Source organism: Anaerocolumna chitinilytica (assembly GCF_014218355.1).
In the GTDB taxonomy this organism is placed as follows: domain Bacteria; phylum Bacillota; class Clostridia; order Lachnospirales; family Lachnospiraceae; genus Anaerocolumna; species Anaerocolumna chitinilytica.
On sequence record NZ_AP023368.1, the window covers coordinates 4508593 to 4526972 of the forward strand.

The following is an 18380-nucleotide window of genomic DNA, read 5'->3' on the forward strand; positions in this document are numbered from 1 at the left end:
GGTCTTTTATCCGTTATTTTTGATAGAACAGCCGCTGCAGCCGGAGCAGCCGCCTGCCTTTTCCGGATAAGAATAGCTGCGGTCATCATATCGGTAATCGGCAGCACTTGTTAAAAGGCAAACGGAATTAGCAGATATTCCAAGTCCTTCTCCTGTAAATCCAAGCCCTTCTTCCGTGGTTGCCTTTATATTAATCTGATTCAATTCTATTCCTAGCACTCGTGCGATATTCTCTCTCATAGTCGGTATAAAAGGCGCCATTTTGGGCTTCTGGGCTATTATAGTAGCATCGATATTCTCAACCAGATAAAAATTCTCTTCTAAAAGTTGCTTTACTCTTTCCAGCAAGACCAGGCTGGAGGCTCCCTTGTATTTCTCATCCGTATCCGGGAAATGTTGCCCAATGTCTCCCAGAGCTGCCGCACCGAGCAGACTGTCCATGATGGCATGGGTTAACACATCTGCGTCAGAATGCCCAAGCAACCCTTTCTCATAAGGAATTGTAACTCCTCCGATAATTAATTCCCGGCCTTCTACCAGCTTATGCACGTCATATCCTGAACCTATTCTCATCTATATCACCGGCGGTACTCCTATTGCAGAACCGCCACCACTCCTTTTATAAAAATTTATATTACAAAAAAAGACTGTCGGTAAGACAATCTTTCTAATAGCGAAGGACGGATTTGAACCGCCGACACTGCGGGTATGAACCGCATGCTCTAGCCAACTGAGCTACTTCGCCATATATAAGCAAATACATTGGGTTTTAAAACAAATAAAACTTTTCTTTGCTATTTCATAAAAATGGGACCTATAGGGCTCGAACCTATGACCCTCTGCTTGTAAGGCAGATGCTCTCCCAGCTGAGCTAAGATCCCATTAAGTACTTGTCTCTCAACAGGTACTTTTATATTATATTTATGAAATGCTTTTTTGTCAAGTGTTTTTTATTGGTTTTGTTCCGAAAGTTTGAAAAATTGCAGCTTATTCTCCAAATCAGCGGCAGTAAGCGCAAGATTCGAAGCATCTTCACCCACTGTTTCACTGACAGCAGCCACTTCATTGGCAGCTGACAAAAGTTCTGCAGAAGTTGCCAGTATCTCTTCCGCTCCTGCGGATTGCTCCTGGGTAATTGCTGCAACAGATACCGCTACCTGATCCACCTCTTTTACACTTTCCCCTAACTCCATTACAAGGGTATCTGTTTCACTAACTGCTTTATAGATATCTTCAAAGGCCGAACTGGTCTCTTTGATCAAATCGGAGCTGTTTTTAATACTTACTACACTTTCCTGGGTTTTTTGGATGGTTCCATCTACAAGTACATTAATCCTTCCGATATTACCGGATATCCTGTTTACTGCTTCAGAGCTTGTCTCTGCTAACTTTCTGATTTCCTCGGCTACCACGGCAAAACCTCTTCCTGCTTCACCGGCTCTTGCAGCTTCAATAGCAGCATTTAAAGATAAAAGGTTGGTCTGGGTTGCTATTTCACCAATCAGATGCACAATTTCGTTAATTTCCTTTGTAGACTTCCCAACATCACCTACGGCTTCTTCCAGATTATATATAACTTTTTCAACATCCTGTACATACAGATTGACTTTATCAATCTTTTGCTTGCCTTCTTCTGATAATGTTACAGTCTGTTTCATCTTTCTTCCGGCATCACTGCTGATGGAATCTGCTTTTGATACTACCAGTGCCAGAGAGGATGCACTTTCTGCCACTTCTCCAATGGACTTTGCCAGTTCATCCACCGTCAGATTCAGCTCCTTCATGGAGCTGGATTGAACCTTTGCTGTATTTGTCAGGTTCTCGGCGGCTTCACTGCTGCTTTCCGCCTGGTCATTCAACTTATTTATCAGTTCATTAAATTGCTGTATGATAAGCACCATAGTACCGATAAATTTCTGCAGTCCTTCCGTCATTACCGCAACTTCATTCGTTCCCTTTACTTCTACCTGTATTCCAAAATTACCTTTGGTAATCTCTTCGAGGGTACCGGTAACCTTCTTAATTGGTACAATAACAAAATGGAGTACTCTTTCTATTATGAACGCTATCAGTAAAATTGCCATAATTGAGCCGATTACCACTATTATGATAAGTTGGTTAATGGCTGAGAGCACTTCGCTTCTTGGTACATAAGAAGCCAGAACCCAACTGGTTCCTTCTATCGCTGTGATATTGCCAAGATAGGATTCATTCTTATCCTTTAAGGTAAAGACACTCTTACTGCTTTTTGCCAGTTCCTTCGCTATTCCGGCTACCAGCGCGTTATCTGAACCGGCATCCAGTTTCTTTGAGATCAAATCCTTGTCCTTATACCCAAGTATTACACCTTCTGTTTTATCGATCAACATGGAAGCTCCGGAATGAAGCACCTTCATTCCTGCTACTTCCTTTGTAATTTCGCTTAAGTATACATCTGCAGCTGCTACTCTTGTAATTCCGTCTTTAGAGGCCAATTTTGCCGAAGCCGTAATACAGTACTCTCCGGTATTGGCATCTGTGTAAGGTGCTCCAAAAGCAAAATTATCCCTTTGTTCCCCTTCCTTATACCAATCCCTGTCTGCTACCACATAATCAGCACCGGGGGTAAAATCAAATGAGTTCAGCAATTTATTATCACTTGACCCTATATATACCCCTAAAGGCACATTTGGATTCCTGTCCTTTGTTGTAGCCAGATAACTTACCGTTTCCGCATCATCCATTTGCTTAAAATCAAGTGTATTCTTTATTTCTGTTAAGCTGCTGACAATCTGTCCTGACCAGAGTTCAACCTCTTTTACATTGGCTTCCGCCTGATATTTAACAATATTGCTACCATAGTCCAGAATAATATTTCTGGCCGTCATAAAGGTAATTATCAATAGGCCTGCTATGGATAATGCCACTACTGGAATAAGAATAAATATCATTCGGCCTTTTGTTCCCAAACTCTTCTTTTTGCTTTTACCTCTCATAATTTCCTGCCCCTCCGCTAAAACATTTTTTAATTATTGTAGTGATATGAAAATAAATAGTCAAGTTTATTTTCATCATTTATCGACATATTTTTTATAATAAATTAAAAAAATACCCTGGCAATTTCAACCATTGCCAAGGTACTTAGGTTCTTGTACTATGCATTTAAATTAGAAGGTCCAAATCCCAAAGGCAGAAGTTCCTCCAGTGTATAAATCCAATAATCAAACTCTGATTTCGCAAGGATAATTAGAAAATTCTTCGGATTGCAAAATTCCATCATCACCTGCCTGCATACTCCACAGGGAGAACAATAATCTGACAGGATACCATCCTTGCCGCCTACAATTGCTATCGCTAAAAATTCTTTCTCACCCTCACTGACTGCCTTAAAGAAGGCTGTTCTCTCCGCACAATTAGTAGGTGTAAAAGAAGCATTTTCAATATTGCAGCCCTTATAAATTTTATGACTTTTGCTTAATAAGGCAGCTCCTACTTTAAATCCTGAATAAGGCGTATAAGAATAATTCAGGCTGTCAATTGCCTCTCTTATCAGTGCTCTGCAGGTGTCCGGATTAATACTGCCTGTTATTTCCCTTTTACCGGATGGGATTAGTGCTCCTTCATGCCTGCATGCAAGTTCATTCATTTCTTTTCGATCATTATGCTCATCCATGAAATCATCTCCCAGTACATATTTTTATAGTGTACCGTATATTATACCACAAAAGCATAAATCTTACAATCCTTGCAGGCACTCTCCATTTGTTGTAATTATATTATGATACCAATAAGCAGAATCTTTTAATGTACGGAGTTGTGTTTCAAAATCAACATGAATTAAACCAAATCGTTCTCCATACCCCTGTGACCACTCAAAGTTATCCATAATAGACCAGGCAAAATATCCGTTTACAGGTATACCTTCCTCTATGGTTTTGGATAATTCCAAAAGGTAGCGGTTCATAAAATCTATCCGCTGCGGGTCATGCACCTTACCATCAAGGCTTACCCAGTCAGCCATGGAGAGTCCATTTTCGGTTATAATGATTGGCATCTTATATCTTTCATAAAGAAATTTGGGCATATAACGGAGAATCTTTGGAGTAACCGGCCATTTAAAGGCAGTACGGTCATAGCCAATTTTATTATCTGCACGCACATAGCCTTCCTCTGAACTCCGAATACCAATTCCCCGATATAGGTTAATCCCCAAAAAGTCCAGAGGCTGACAGATTTGTTCTAGGTCTTCCTTTTTTAAAAGTGCTTTCGGAAAATGCTCTGCAAATGCCTTAACCCCTTCTTCCGGATATTTTCCCAGAATTACAGGATCTATCCACCAGCTGGTATTCCATAAATGTCTTTCGGAAGCGTCAAAAGCCGCTTTCCTTGCTGCCTCCACATCTTCCTCGCTGTCCGTCACCGGGTATACATCGCTGGCACAAGGGGCATATCCTACTTTACAAGGTTTTCTTGTATACTTTCGTATGGTCTGCACTGCTTTTCCATGAGCTAAAAACAAATGATGCATTGCCTGGAATACTTCCTCGTAGGTAAGCTTTAACTTCGGGGCACATTCCCCTAAAAGATGTCCGATTATTATATGGCACTGGGGTTCATTAAAGGTTATCCAGTGGGTGACACGGTCGGAAAGACGATTAATCACAATCTTTACATATTCCACAAACCAATCAACGCTTTCAGGATTGGACCACCCCCCTAACTTCATGAGTGCCTGAGGATAATCCCAATGAAACAAGGTAATATAAGGCTCAATACCCGCTTCTAGAAGTTCATCTACCAGATTATCATAAAATTCCAGACCTTTTTCGTTGATTTTTCCCTTACCCTCCGGCAATATACGTGTCCAGCTGATCGATAAACGGTAAGCCTTTAATCCGATTTCCTTCATCAAGGCGACATCTTCTTTGTATCGGTGATAGTGGTCGCAGGCTATATCCCCTGTATCGCCGTTATCAATATTGCTGCGTCCTGTTTTGGGGTCAATGGTCTTATCATGACAGTAAACATCCCATATTGAGGGTCCTCTGCCATCCTCTGATGCACCACCTTCAATCTGATAGGCTGCCGCAGCTGCACCCCAGAGAAAATTCTTTGGAAAACTCATATCTATGCCTCTCCTTCTATTTCATTAACTATTCAGATGTTCTTTCTAATAAGGCTTTTTAATCTTAAGCCGCAGCTCATCATTTGGTATCCTCAGCCTTTCACAGCACCTACAACAATTCCCTTAACAAAATACCGTTGGAAGAATGGATATACAATAAGAACCGGAACAGCACCAATAACTGCTACTGCCATACGGATTGAGGTAGAGGGCATGGGTGCTGCGGCAGCACCTGCTGCAGCGGCTTTTTTCAGCATTTCAATATTTTGAAGCATCTTATTTAGAAAAACCTGAATGCTGTAGAATTCATCTTTATTCACATAGTATAAACCATTTACCCAGTCATTCCAATAACCAAGGCCAACCAAAAGTACAAGCGTCGCAAGAATAGGAAGTGACATAGGAAGTACAATTCGCAGCAGTATACGGGTCTCACCTGCTCCATCCACTTTCGCGGCTTCCAAAACCTCCTCCGGTATGTTAGTGGTAAAATAAGCTCTCATCATGATAATATTAAAAGCACCAAGCATCAGATTCGGTACAATTAAAGCCCATATGGTGTTCTTTATATGAAATGTCTGAGTCCACATCATATAAGAAGGAACCAGGCCTCCATTAAAGAGCATGGTAAAGAACACAAAGAATGATATAAAATTCCGACCCGGCAAATTCTTCTTTGATAAGGGGTATGCCAATAAGGTAGTAAGACTTAAGTTTACTAGTGTACCTACCACGGTGACAAGGATAGAGACTCCATATCCTCTGATAATGGAATCCGTATCAAATAAAAGATATTTGTAAGCGGTCAGATCAATTTTTCCCGGAAGGAAACGATAACCGCCCTTCATCAGCACATCCTCTGCCGTAATGGAGGAGCTGATAAGCAGTACAATCGGAATAACACAGAACAGGCATAATAATATCATTATTATGTTAGAAACTATTTGAAATGTTTTGCTTTTTTCTACCATTGGTAATCTCCTTTAAAACAATGCATTTTCCTTGCTGAGTCTTCGCACGATACCATTGGCGCCAAGGACCAGAAGAAAACCTATTATAGACTGGTAAAAGCCTGCCGCAGCAGCCATACCCAGATTGTTTAACTGTGTCAGTCCTCTATAAACATAAGTATCAATAGTATTCGTAACATCCACCAAAACCCCGCTGTTCATAGGAACCTGATAGAATAAACCAAAATCCGAATAGAAAATACGCCCAATTGCCATTAGGGTCAATGTTATTATGGTAACTTTTAAGCCCGGCAGTGTAATATAGCGTATCTGCTGAAAACGTCCAGCCCCGTCAATGACAGCCGCTTCATAGTAACCTTTATCTATTCCCACGATAGTGGCATAATAGATAATGCAGTTATAACCGAAGCTTTTCCAGAGTTGAACAATGACCAGAATAAAAGGCCAATATTTCGGTTCCGAATACCAGGAAATTGATTTCATTCCAAGAAGAGGCAGTATGGCATGGTTGATGTAACCTGTCTGAGTATTTAAAAATCCGTAGACAATATAGCTAACTACAACAATTGAAATCAGAAAGGGGGTCAGAATCACCGTCTGGTACAGCTTTTTCGCTTTGTCCGACCTGATTTCATTTAACAGAATTGCCACTGCTATGGATACTATCGTACCAAGTAGAATAAATACGGCATTATAAGCTAAGGTATTACGGGTTATTGTAAAGGCTGCTTTCGTAGCAAATAGGAATTCGAAGTTCTTTAGGCCGATGGAAGGACTTTTAAACATTCCTAATTTAAAGTCAAATTTTTTAAATGCCATCACAATTCCAAACATAGGAATATAATTATTGATTACCAGATATAAAATTCCTGGGAGCATCATCAGATAAAAGGGCAGGAATTTTTTCATTTGTCTGAGATTATATGTTGTTTTGCTGTGGGGGTTTTTCATGTGGGCTCCTTTATCTTTTAAACCAGATATCCGGCAAGCTTCACGCTCTGCCGGATATCATCACTTAATTATTTATTAGCTGCCAGCCAGGCATCTAACTGCTGTTGCTTTTCTTTAATTATCTTATCAAGTCCTGCTGATTTTAACTCTTCATTCATTTTCGGAAGTGCTTCGTCAGGATTGACAGAACCGCAGTCCAGACTGGCTTCATATTTACTGATTACATTTTGAGAGGCAGTCACTTCATTTAACACCTTGGAATTATCCCAAACAAAGCCCTTTGCCGGTGAGGATTTGGCAGCTTTGTTAAATTCACCAAGCTTTGTCCAAACATCCGCATCATCTCCCTGCCATACGGAGGTTATCTGTTCGTTTGGCCAAGCCCAGCCAACAACGGAATAGCCTGTATTGGAGGCGTCAATGCCATCTGCATATGTTATAATATTTTTCTCTTTATCTACATATTTGTAATTCTTTCCTTCAATGCCATTAACAAATAGATTGGCTACTTCCGGATTGGTGTACATCAGATTGAGCATCTGCATTGCCTTATCCGGGTTCTTGCTGTTGTTTGCAATACACCAGGCAGCATTCACCATTGTTGTGATAGAATGTGCATCATACATGGTTACAGCAACAATATCCTTACCGCATTTTCTTGTTTCTTCCGCTTCAAATCCGGCCTTGATTGGGGTAAAGGTACCAAAACCTACACCGGAACGAATAAGCGCATCATAGGATTCCGTCGTATTTGCCGCATCCGGCATCATAAGTCCATTCTGAGCCCATTTATACATATAACCTACATACTCTTTATAGGAATTAGAATCATAAAGATTCACAACCTGTGTGCTATCTCCCAAGGCGTTCTCAAGAACTCCAAGATTGTCACCCAGGGTATCCACCGGAAGAGGTCTCATCATTGTACCGGCATTTGCTACAACCGGCCAGATATCAGGATGAGCATCTTTGACCTTTTGCAGGTCAGCTTCCAATTCAGCATAGGTTTTCTTTACGGTGTAATCGATTCCTACTTCATCTGCAATGGCTTTATCCATTAAAAAGCCTCTAGCCTGGGCTTTGTCTTTGTTCATAGGGATACCATATACTTTGCCACCCACCGTCACACATTTAAAATCATCAGCCGATATGGAGTTTTGCATATCACTTCCGTATTGTTTCAGCAGATCATCCATAGCGACTATCTGATTACTGGAAGCCATGGAAGAAAGTGATACTTCCCAGGGAAATGCATAGAATAAATCCAGTTTTTCTCCGGAAGTAAGAGCAAGATTTAACTGTTCCTTCGTTACATTTCGTACCAATTCAACTTTACAGCCAATCTCTTTTTCCGTTATTTCGCTGATCTTAGCAGCAATTGCATCACAATCCTCCGTGGTAGCCGCGTAAGGTGCATAAACTGTTACTGTGTACATATCCTCTTTTCCCTGTGCTTCCTCTTTCTTATCTCCTGAAGCACCGGATGAATCTCCCGATTTGCTGCAGCCTGCAAGGGCTGCGGTAAGCATTGCCACTGTTATGAACAACGCTGCTATTTTTTTACCAACTATAGTTTTCATTACTCCTCATTGCTCCTTCCTTTTTATGCTTTTATTTTACCCTTCTTTCTTTTTATACTCTACCAGTTCTGTTACTTTTCATCATTAATAAAATAACCTCTTTCTATTTCACCAATAAAAAAGTTACATTTCTTATCAGAAATGTAACTTTTTTTAGTTATCCTCCCTCATCCGGTCATCCACAGGTGCCACACCCATAATTTTTTTATAAGTCTGAGAAAAATGAGAGAAATTCGAATAGCCTACCTTAGTGGCAATCATGCTGATGGACATATGAGTGCCTTTTAATAAAATCTGGGCAGATTTCATCTTCTCTTGTATAATATACTCTTTCAACGAAATCCCCATTTCATTTTTAAACAGCCTTGAAACATAATTCTGGTTTAAAAATACCAGCCCGGCAATATCCCCGCGCCTTATATCCTTATCCAGATTACTCCTGATATACTGCAATATGGTATCTATCTGATTCTTTTGTTTTTCATCGGAGGTCTGGGTTTCATTAAAGAAAGCAGCAATATATTTTACCAGCCATTTCATTTCCTCTACGGAGGTATATGCCGTCAGGGATTTTTTTAAGACCTCCTGGCTCTCAAAGATCTGACTGGGTTTTATACCAAGCCGGTCTGAAACAGAGTAAACCAACTGCATAAATTCATGATAGAACCTTCTGAGAAAGTCCGCTCCAAGCCCTTCTTCCTGGTACATGCGGTCTAGAATCAAAAAAGCTTCCTTCTGAAGTCCCTCCGCCGCTCCGTTTAGCAGAAGTTCTTCCAAGCCCTCACATAAATTCTGATTTCTTTCTTCTTTTTCTATTATCTTTCCAGCCTGCTCCGGCAAGAACACCTTGCTTAAAAGCGCTACATTATCTTCCTTTTGTTTTATCAGCTTTTCAATGCTTTGAGGCAATTCCGTTACCTCCTTGCAGCTTTTGAAATAACAGGCAATTCTACAGAGAAAATACTTCTCATATACCTCAAGAAGCTGCCCTAACTGCCGGTAAACCGATTCCTCATCCATTTCATGGACTTCTTCCGTATATACAGCAAATACATAATTTTCCCTGTCAATTTGTAACAGCAGAATCTTCTGTCCATAATAGGAAAACAGCTCCGAAACCACATTATTCATAGTATAGCGCAACAGCTGTGATTCCCAGGTATCAATTGCCATACTCCATCTTTGGATATGAACCAGGCAGGAATATCCCAATCTGCCGGTCTTAAGATGTACTCCCAAAGTCTCCAGGGTCTGACAGGAAGCATTAACATCCTGACCTTTCCCCAAAAATACTTCCTTTAATAGTCCTTCCATAAGCACATCTTTTTTCTCAAAGAGTGCCTTTCCATAAGAAGAATATTCTGTCTTCTTCCTTTTTACATGGAGTTTTTCCATAGCGCGAAGGATAGCATTTTCAACTTCTTCATAGCGGGCGGGCTGCAGGATATACTCAAAGCTTCCAAGACGTATTGCTTCTTTCGCATACATAAAATCAGCATGGGCTGTCAGGAATATACATTCCAGATCCATATTTTGCTCCTTGGTCCAGGCATAAAGGCTTAAGCCGTTTTCCACCGGCATCTCGATATCACAAAGCATAATATCAACCTGATATTCCTGCAGAATTTTTTTTGCCTCGTAGGCATTATAAGCCTTCAGCGTACGATCAATCTTTAATCTGCTCCAATCAATTCCAAATAGTATTCCACTGACTACAACGGTCTGGTCATCTACGATTAGTACTGTCATTTTCTGCCTCTTTATTCTCATAGGGTAGATAGATTTCTATACAGGAGCCATTGGACCGGCTGAACAGAATAGTTCCCCGCTCTCCGTATATTAATTCTATTCTTTTCTTTACATTGCTTATACCGATATTTTCTCTGTCCAGTTCCCCGTTTGTTCCGTTAATCTTTCCCAATACTTCATCGGAAAAACCCATACCGTTATCTAAGATAGTAATGCATACAAAGGATTCCGATTCATCTTTTATTAATGAGATTCTTACGGATATTATCAGGTTCCTGTCCAGCTGTCCTCCATGTTTCACAGAATTCTCCACAAAGGTCAGGATAGACAGAGGTGGTATCTGAAAATCCATAAGACTTGTGTCAATATCAATATTGCAGCTGGGCGGATTGGAAAGGCTCATCTGCTGTAAAAGAATATAATTCCTTACGTTCTCCATCTCGCTGGATACTGAAATCCGTACAGAATTATTGCGGAACATCCTCCTAAGATAATCGGAGAGCACCAGTATCATGTTCTGGATTTCCTGATATTTTTTCTGTTCTGCAAGTGCGTAAAAATTCTTCAGACAATTCAAAAAGAAATGTGGTCTTATCTGAATCTGCAGATACTGCATCTGCGTGTTTTTCATTTCCATTTCTTTTTCATAAGCGGCTATTCTCATCCATTTAATTTGTTCAATCATTTCATTGAAGGTCTTGCTTACCTGTAAGAATTCATCGATTGTATAATTCTCACTCATTTTAGCTTCCATATTGCCTTCCTTAATGGATTCCATAGTTGAGATTAACCGGTTCATTGGCAAAAAATAAGTTCTTCGAAGTATCAGATAAATAAAGGGCAGGGCCAGAGTAATAAGGACCGACATTGCCAGCAGAATCAACTGACTGATATCCATATAGTTGAGGAGCCCCTGGTAATGAGTAATATAGAGCTGATTGATTCCCCCATCCAAAAACGGCCTCTGCACAATCATAAAATCATGGTTATTGCCGGATATATAATAGTTTCTCTTTGACTGTTTTATCTCTATCCCGTTTTTCTTTAAATAATCCTCATAGATAAGAGGTCTTCCGTCCATGGAAGTGTAGGCAAGCAAATCCATCCCCTTATAACCCAACTTGTCCTGAGGCTTTATCACCAGGTCAAAATTCATTACAGCACCGGCATAGGTCGTCCCATTCTTAAGTATCAGCATCACATATCTGCTGCCGTCTATATCATATATAGACCAGCCGGAGCTTATCTTATTCTCTTTGATTATTTTATAGATATAATCCTTTATAGCAGTCTTTTGCTTATATTTATAAGTATCAACTCCATTATAGCTTATCCGGAACTTATTATACCTCTGGGAATAAGCAAATAAAATACCGATTGTATTTTTATGGGTAGTAAAATAATCGTCGTATTTCTCCAGGATATCCTGACCGCACATGTATACTTCCAGTGTATTTAGCTGGTAATTCCACCTTAAAAAGCTCCTGTCATTGGCTAAGGAATTGGACAAATAGTATTGGGCGCTGTCAATGTCCTGCTCCAAAAGGGTTTCGTATAAATATATCGTATTCTCGTTATTCTGGGTAATCTTTTTATTAACCACCTGAAGCATATATACATTGTAAAGAAGCAGCATTGCCAGCAAAGGCACCACTAATAGAAACATTATCAGCATTATCTGTCCCTTTGTTGTCCTCTTGGTCAATCTCTTCATACTCTCTCATCCCTTTGATCTGTATTATAATTACTCTTATTATACCTTATTTTATCGCCTAAACGATAGAATAGCTTTTTTCCCCCTTGAAATCCTACTATTCCAATGCTATTATAAGGTAATAAGCATTTTTAGAAGGAGGAACCAATGAAAATATCAACGAAAGGCCGTTATGCATTGCGTCTTATGCTGGACCTGGCTCTTCACAACACAGGTGAATACGTGACAATCAAAAGTATTTCTGCCAGGCAGGAAATATCCGATAAATATTTAGAACAAATTATAACTCAACTTAGCCGTGCTGGTTTCGTTAAGAGTATCCGCGGAGCACAGGGTGGTTACCGTCTTGCCAAAGCTCCGGAGGAATATACTGTTGGCGCAATTCTTAGATTAATAGAAGGCAGTCTGGCACCGGTCAGCTGTCTGGAAGATGGTGCTGATCCCTGTACAAGGAGCGGCCAGTGTGCGACTCTCGACGTCTGGAAGCAGATGTATGACGCTATCAATAATGTAGTAGATAATATAACCTTGGCAGACCTGGTGGATAAACAGAACAGCCTTACCGGGAATGACTATGTTATCTAAGAATAAATCACCTAATATAGCAGGACCTTATTCTTCAAATCATTATTCTGTATGAAAGAAAGGAGTTATTATGTCAGAGAAACGCAAATATCATTTTGAAACACTGCAGCTTCACGTAGGTCAGGAGCAGCCGGATTCCGCAACTGATGCCCGCTGCGTTCCCATTTATCAGACATCTTCTTATGTGTTTCCAAGTGCCAAGCAGGCTGCTGCCAGATTTGGCCTAACCGAAGCCGGTAATATCTATTCCAGACTTGGAAACCCTACATCAGATGTTTTCGAACAGAGAATTGCTGCACTAGAAGGCGGAGTTGCTGCTCTTGCCACTGCATCCGGTTCTGCTGCCGTTCATTATGCGGTGACCAATATCGCCCATGCGGGTGACCACATTGTATCTGCTGTAACTATCTATGGCGGTACCTATAATCTATTTGCACATACATTAGTGGAATACGGCATCACTACAACTTTTGTAGATCCCGATGAGGAGGACGGTTTTGAGAAAGCTATCAAGCCGAATACCAAAGCCATCTTTATTGAAAGTCTTGGAAATCCTAACTCAAATATTATTGATATTGCTGCTATTGCCGAAGTGGCACATAAACACAAGCTTCCGCTTATTGTTGACAATACCTTTGCTACCCCGTATCTTCTTCGTCCTATTGAATACGGAGCAGATGTTGTTGTACATTCCGCTACGAAATTCATTGGCGGACATGGAACCTCTATCGGTGGTGTCATTGTTGATTCTGGTAAATTCGACTGGGAAGCTTCCGGCAAATTCCCCGGGCTTACAGAACCCAATCCAAGCTATCACGGCGTAACCTTCTCAAAAGCCTTAGGTGCTGCTGCTTATGTTACAAAAATTCGTGTAACTCTGATGAGGGATACCGGCGCTTGCCTTAGCCCCTTCCACTCCTTCCTCTTTCTCCAGGGTTTAGAAACACTCTCCCTTCGTGTGGAACGACATGTGGAAAACACCTTAAAAATCGTAGAATTTTTAGCAAAGCATCCTAAGATAGAAAGTGTAAACCATCCTTCTCTGGCAGATAATCCATACCATGAGCTTTATACGAAGTATTTTCCCAACGGCGGCAGTTCCATCTTCACCTTTGAGATCAAAGGCGGTGCCGCAGAAGCTATGGAATTTATTGATAAACTGGAATTATTCTCATTGCTTGCTAATGTGGCAGATGTAAAATCTCTGGTTATCCATCCGGCAAGCACGACTCATTCACAGATGAATGAAGAAGAACTCTTAGCTTCCGGTATCAAACCCAATACAATACGTCTTTCCGTTGGTACAGAACATGTAGAGGACTTAATCTACGACCTGAACCAGGCACTCGGCGAATAGTTCTTATTCATAGATATTTATCAGCGAAGGCTTAAAGGTTATTTTAGACAGATATAACCTTCAACCTTCGCTTATTTTCATTTTGGCTGCCCATACCGCTTCATGCAGAGAGAATAATACTATTTGGTTATGTTAATCGTCTTATCCTTTACAACATCATACTGGTATATCTTACTTCCGTCAGTGGCAACATAATAAGCTCCTGCAAAGGTATCTTTTAGATCTCCCTTTTCATAAACATTAATTCCATAACAGTCCACACCTTTAACGTTTGTTATCCAATCGTCATAAATCACAGTATATTCCGTCAGAGCTTTTGGCAATCCCAAGGTTTTAGCCGGAATTTTTTCAAGTAACTTAAGGGCTTCTTCTTTTGTTATCTCATTCTTTTTTACCGACTTCTCTTCGGACTGAGAGGCTTCTGATTTGTGATACAGCGAGTGTTCGGTTATGGAAGATGTCTTGCCATCACTGCCGTAACACATAACTTTACCTGAAACTTTATCTACTATTATATTTGGTAATGCAACCTTACCTTCATTGCTGATTTGGAAAATGTAATATAGTTTATCATTTACATTCAGATGGTCATCCAGCAATTCATATGTATAACTATCATCTACCAGAGCTTTTCTGATACTGTCAGCAGCTTCCTCTTCCGTTAGCTCAACCCCATCGGCTTCTTCATTCTCCAGTTCCTCTTCGTTCTCCACCTCGGAATCAGGTTCTTTGCCATCTTCTTCTGTCACGGTAGGTGAAGGGTTCCCAGTAGGCTCTACCGGCGTTGTTACTTCCGGAGTTACTGTAATGGTTGGGCTTGGTGTTAATTCTATGTCTGCAGGCTCATTCTTATCTTTTTTATGGCAAGCCGAAATAAAGGCAATCATCATTACAATACCAAATAATAGTGTAATTCTTCTGAGTCTCATATTAACTCCTTCCGTGAATATCCGATTTTAGATTGGATATTCTTGAATCTGTAGTTGTGATAACATCCTAATAAAAGTTTACTTGCAAAGTTTCACTTTACTTACTGGTGATGGAACTTATATTCTTAATTAAAACAGATATGGAGCCATCCGGATTATTAATAAATTCTACATTATTCTTATCATTATACTGATCCATAGGAATGTTGATCTCTATACCGGTATCCGTTGTCAGATATTGTTTTTCAAATTTTTTCGTTGTCTGTTTATTGACCGGTCTTACTTCTTCTGTTTCCAGATTGTATTTTTTAAGTTTATCACAAAACTCCTGTTTAATTTCTGCCTGCTCTCCAAATAACTTTTCACCAACAGACTCAACACTGATTGCGCCTTGATTGGTATATTCCTCATGAATGACTGCTTTTACCTCCATGGCTTTATCAAAGTCATTTCCGAAATATTTCTCCTGTACCTGTTCCACTGCTTTCGTAATAATACCAAGCTTACTCTTTTGGGAAAGCTCCGTGGCACACTGTAAATATATTGTGGAAAGATAATTGGTCTTTACACCGTTTACATCCACTTTTCGTTCAACCAGCTGCAAAGTATAATCTTTCAGATTTATTAATACTGCCTCCGACAGCCTGGCTCCTTCTGAAGGCAGAGTCACTTTCTGCTTAATAATATCGTTATAATTCATCCCTTCCTGTGAATAAGCGTAATGAATATAGGTTTCTTTATAGTTCATTTTTAGAAGTGCCAGATAAGGGGTGCTGCCGGTCTGATAGGTTACCACAAAGAAATCACCGGAGGGTATGGCGATATTTTGATTCATAATAGTATAGAGCATACCTGCCATCTCTTGACTTGCGGCTATCATATTGTCCTCTGAAAAGTTTTTTATACACTGAAATAAAGAACTCTCTTCCTCGTTGAAACGGCATTCCTTCTTGTCATCACTGACAGCAATCTTATAAATATGTCCTCTTAAAAAATCATTCAGGTCCGGCCCAAGTTCCAGCAGCTGGTCTGAAAACACCGGCATTCCAATTGCAGAATCCAGTATATGTACAATGGCACATCTTACAATTATATCATCACGTTCCATACTTATATCCTCACTCCAAGTGCTCTTAATTCCCTAAGTGCTTTCTCATATTCCGTAAATAATATGGTGTGAAAGCCAAATTCTCCAGCCCCAGCAATATTAGCAGCGGAATCATCCAGAAATACTGCCTCATTAGCAGAGAAACCGAACTTTGAAAGCAGTGCTTCATAAATCTCTTTCTCCGGTTTTATATATTTTACCTCATATGATATTACCTGACCATCTGCTTCTGGGATAAAAGTAAAATTCTCTCTCGCATAAGCAAAGTTTCTCTCTCCGTAATTAGATAACAGGTAAACCTTATAGCCATTTTTCTTTAATGTCCTGATAAAGTCCCTGGCATAGGGGTATTCTATTACGGTCTTTGTAATGTCATGGAAAAGCTGTCTGATTTCTTTTTCTACTGTAGTATCTAATTCACAGCAGCAATTTATAATCTCCTCTTCCGGTATAGCTCCTCTATCCTGTTCTCCCCAATATTTTGAGAGGACGGTGGCTTTCGCCACCTTCTCTCTTAGCTCTTTATCATAGCCGCATTCCTTAAGATAATCCTCCCATCGAAACGCTGCCAATACCTGCCCGATATCTAATACAACAGTTGTAATCATTAAGTTCTCCTCTCGTTGTCTGCTATTTAACTCTTCGCTACTTCGGTTAGTCCGTCTTTGGTAAGACGGTAAAGCTTATTTGCCACCTCATCCATATACTTTCTATCGTGAGTAACACTTATAATAACACCTTTGAAAGCTGAAAGTACGCCTCTTATTACCGGATTGGAAAGAGGGCTTAAATTTCTTGTAGGCTCATCCAGAATTAATACCTCTACTCCCTCCAGAATCATCTTAAGAAGTATTAATTTCGCTTTTTGACCACCGCTTAAACTCCCAATGGCATGCTCCATTTCATCTCTTGTAAATTTCATACCTCCCATATAGGTATAAGCTTTGGTAATATCTTCTTTCCTGCCGCTGGTATTTAAAAAGTCAATAGGTCTTTGCTTAAAGTCTAATAGCTCCTCATAGTTTTGCGGCATATAGGCTGCCTTAATATCATTTCTTGCCAGCAATTCCTTGGCGATTATACGAAGTAAAGTGGTCTTTCCTGTACCGTTATCACCGATAATAGCAATATGCTCCGGTCCCATAATGCGTAGGAAGATATTTTCAGAAAGAAGCTTTTTCTGTTCTCCTTCTCCTACTTCTAATCTGTCCAGAGAGAATTCCAGTATTCTTTTTCCATTTGGGATATGGATAGTATCAGGAAAATCATAAAGAATTGCATCTTCCGTATCAGGAATCTCAAGAAATTCCTGCTGCTCCTTATCAAGCCTTTTCTCCTGGGATTTCAAATTTTTCATTTTTTTCTTAAGCAATCTGCCCCCGGCCGGATTCTGCCTTGATATGGTATTCTGTTGGTACTCTACCTTTTCATATATTTGTCGGAAACGTTCCATTTTATCATCATATTCTTCTCGCTGTTTTCTGGCTGTCATCTCCTGTTTATTAAGGGAAGAAGTTCTCTTATCTTTGTATTCCTCATAGGACATATAGCTGACTGTTACGTAGGGTTCTGTCTTTCTTTTTCGTTGCTCTAAATGAATTATAACATTTGCAGTATGTTCTATCAAGGTTTCATCATGGGATACATAAAGAATAGGTTTATCAGAACGATTAATAAAGTCTTCCAACCAAGTTAAAGAGGAAATATCCAAATCATTGGTGGGTTCATCTAAGAGCAGTATTTCAGGCTCCTCACAGAGCAGCTTTAGAAGCTGCAGTTTCACTCGCTCTCCTCCCGATAAATTCTTAATCGGGGCCTCCGAACTTAGAATCATAGGATCGGGATTCAGGGACCAGATGTTTTCATCCCGAATACTGTAAATGTCACACTCTCCCAAATATTCTACCGGACTCATCTGAAGCCATTCCTGATCTGCTTCCTGCTTTAAATACCCGCATTTAACATTTCCTGTTACTGTTCCGGAAAAATCACAATAATCCTCAATTAATTTTTTGTTATAAATAAATTTGAGCAGGGTACTTTTACCGTTTCCCTCTTCACCGATTATTACAGCTTTATCGCCTTTATTCAAAGTGAAACTAAAATCTTTTATGAGGTCTCTGTTATCCTCTCTGTTTATAATTATCACATTTCTAATATCCAACATACACATGCACTCCTTCTTGTTATAGTATTGGCTTTTATGCTTTGTACTACCATAATTTTCTTTCGAATTTGAGGCAATAAAAAAACATCTTCCTTTACGGAAAATGTCCTGTACGTCTAACCTGCTTATGAATTAACCCAATATAGCTCCTCTGCCCTACAGTAT

At 39.9% G+C, this 18380-nt stretch carries 15 protein-coding genes and 2 tRNA genes; 2 read left to right on the forward strand and 15 right to left on the reverse strand.

Going from position 1 to position 18380, the window contains the following annotated elements; all coding sequences use genetic code 11:
- Positions 1 to 6: 6 nt before the first annotated feature.
- The 11 genes from ispF to bsdcttw_RS19730 all read right to left on the reverse strand — a co-directional run bounded on the left by ispF (position 7) and on the right by bsdcttw_RS19730 (position 12069).
- Entirely contained in the window at positions 7 to 573 is a 567-nt protein-coding gene (ispF, locus tag bsdcttw_RS19680; protein WP_185256508.1) for a 2-C-methyl-D-erythritol 2,4-cyclodiphosphate synthase, read from the reverse strand.
- A gap of 98 nt (positions 574 to 671) precedes the next feature.
- Positions 672 to 745: transfer RNA gene (locus tag bsdcttw_RS19685), tRNA-Met, on the reverse strand.
- A gap of 63 nt (positions 746 to 808) precedes the next feature.
- Positions 809 to 881, reverse strand: a tRNA-Val gene (locus bsdcttw_RS19690).
- Positions 882 to 950: 69 nt separating this feature from the next.
- Positions 951 to 2975 (reverse strand): methyl-accepting chemotaxis protein, encoded by a 2025-nt coding sequence (locus bsdcttw_RS19695; protein WP_185256509.1) that lies wholly within the window; start codon positions 2973 to 2975, stop codon positions 951 to 953.
- Positions 2976 to 3133: 158 nt separating this feature from the next.
- Entirely contained in the window at positions 3134 to 3652 is a 519-nt protein-coding gene (locus tag bsdcttw_RS19700; RefSeq protein ID WP_225903715.1) for a cytidine deaminase, read from the reverse strand.
- A gap of 63 nt (positions 3653 to 3715) precedes the next feature.
- Positions 3716 to 5104 carry a GH1 family beta-glucosidase gene (locus bsdcttw_RS19705; protein ID WP_185256510.1) on the reverse strand — a complete coding sequence of 463 codons (1389 nt, stop codon included), beginning with the start codon at positions 5102 to 5104 and terminating at the stop codon, positions 3716 to 3718.
- A gap of 92 nt (positions 5105 to 5196) precedes the next feature.
- The gene (locus bsdcttw_RS19710) at positions 5197 to 6075 is read right to left on the reverse strand and encodes a carbohydrate ABC transporter permease (RefSeq protein ID WP_185256511.1); all 879 of its coding nucleotides are present in this window, start codon (positions 6073 to 6075) and stop codon (positions 5197 to 5199) included.
- A 12-nt stretch (positions 6076 to 6087) separates the two neighbouring features.
- Entirely contained in the window at positions 6088 to 7026 is a 939-nt protein-coding gene (locus bsdcttw_RS19715) for an ABC transporter permease (protein ID WP_185256512.1), read from the reverse strand.
- Between the two features lie 68 nt (positions 7027 to 7094).
- Entirely contained in the window at positions 7095 to 8606 is a 1512-nt protein-coding gene (locus tag bsdcttw_RS19720) for an ABC transporter substrate-binding protein (RefSeq protein ID WP_185256513.1), read from the reverse strand.
- Between the two features lie 153 nt (positions 8607 to 8759).
- The gene (locus tag bsdcttw_RS19725) at positions 8760 to 10355 is read right to left on the reverse strand and encodes a response regulator transcription factor (RefSeq protein WP_185256514.1); all 1596 of its coding nucleotides are present in this window, start codon (positions 10353 to 10355) and stop codon (positions 8760 to 8762) included.
- The gene (locus bsdcttw_RS19730) at positions 10333 to 12069 is read right to left on the reverse strand and encodes a sensor histidine kinase (RefSeq protein ID WP_185256515.1); all 1737 of its coding nucleotides are present in this window, start codon (positions 12067 to 12069) and stop codon (positions 10333 to 10335) included. Before bsdcttw_RS19730 ends, bsdcttw_RS19725 begins: the two co-directional genes overlap by 23 nt.
- 147 nt (positions 12070 to 12216) lie before the next feature.
- Between bsdcttw_RS19730 and bsdcttw_RS19735 the strand changes: the two genes are divergently transcribed.
- Entirely contained in the window at positions 12217 to 12654 is a 438-nt protein-coding gene (locus bsdcttw_RS19735) for an RrF2 family transcriptional regulator (RefSeq protein ID WP_185256516.1), read from the forward strand.
- A gap of 70 nt (positions 12655 to 12724) precedes the next feature.
- A complete protein-coding gene (locus bsdcttw_RS19740; protein ID WP_269140605.1) occupies positions 12725 to 14011 on the forward strand; it encodes an O-acetylhomoserine aminocarboxypropyltransferase/cysteine synthase family protein in 1287 nt (428 codons plus the stop codon).
- Between the two features lie 119 nt (positions 14012 to 14130).
- Here the strand turns inward: bsdcttw_RS19740 and bsdcttw_RS19745 are convergent, their stop codons facing one another.
- The 4 genes from bsdcttw_RS19745 to bsdcttw_RS19760 form a co-directional block, all read right to left on the reverse strand.
- Positions 14131 to 14940, reverse strand: a complete 810-nt coding sequence (locus tag bsdcttw_RS19745) for a hypothetical protein (protein WP_185256517.1) — start codon at positions 14938 to 14940, stop codon at positions 14131 to 14133.
- A gap of 97 nt (positions 14941 to 15037) precedes the next feature.
- On the reverse strand, positions 15038 to 16048 hold the full coding sequence (locus bsdcttw_RS19750) for a nucleoid-associated protein (RefSeq protein ID WP_185256518.1): 1011 nt from the start codon (positions 16046 to 16048) through the stop codon (positions 15038 to 15040).
- A 2-nt stretch (positions 16049 to 16050) separates the two neighbouring features.
- On the reverse strand, positions 16051 to 16656 hold the full coding sequence (locus tag bsdcttw_RS19755; protein ID WP_185256519.1) for an HAD family hydrolase: 606 nt from the start codon (positions 16654 to 16656) through the stop codon (positions 16051 to 16053).
- Positions 16657 to 16682: 26 nt separating this feature from the next.
- A complete protein-coding gene (locus tag bsdcttw_RS19760) occupies positions 16683 to 18215 on the reverse strand; it encodes an ATP-binding cassette domain-containing protein (RefSeq protein ID WP_185256520.1) in 1533 nt (510 codons plus the stop codon).
- Positions 18216 to 18380 lie beyond the last annotated feature (165 nt).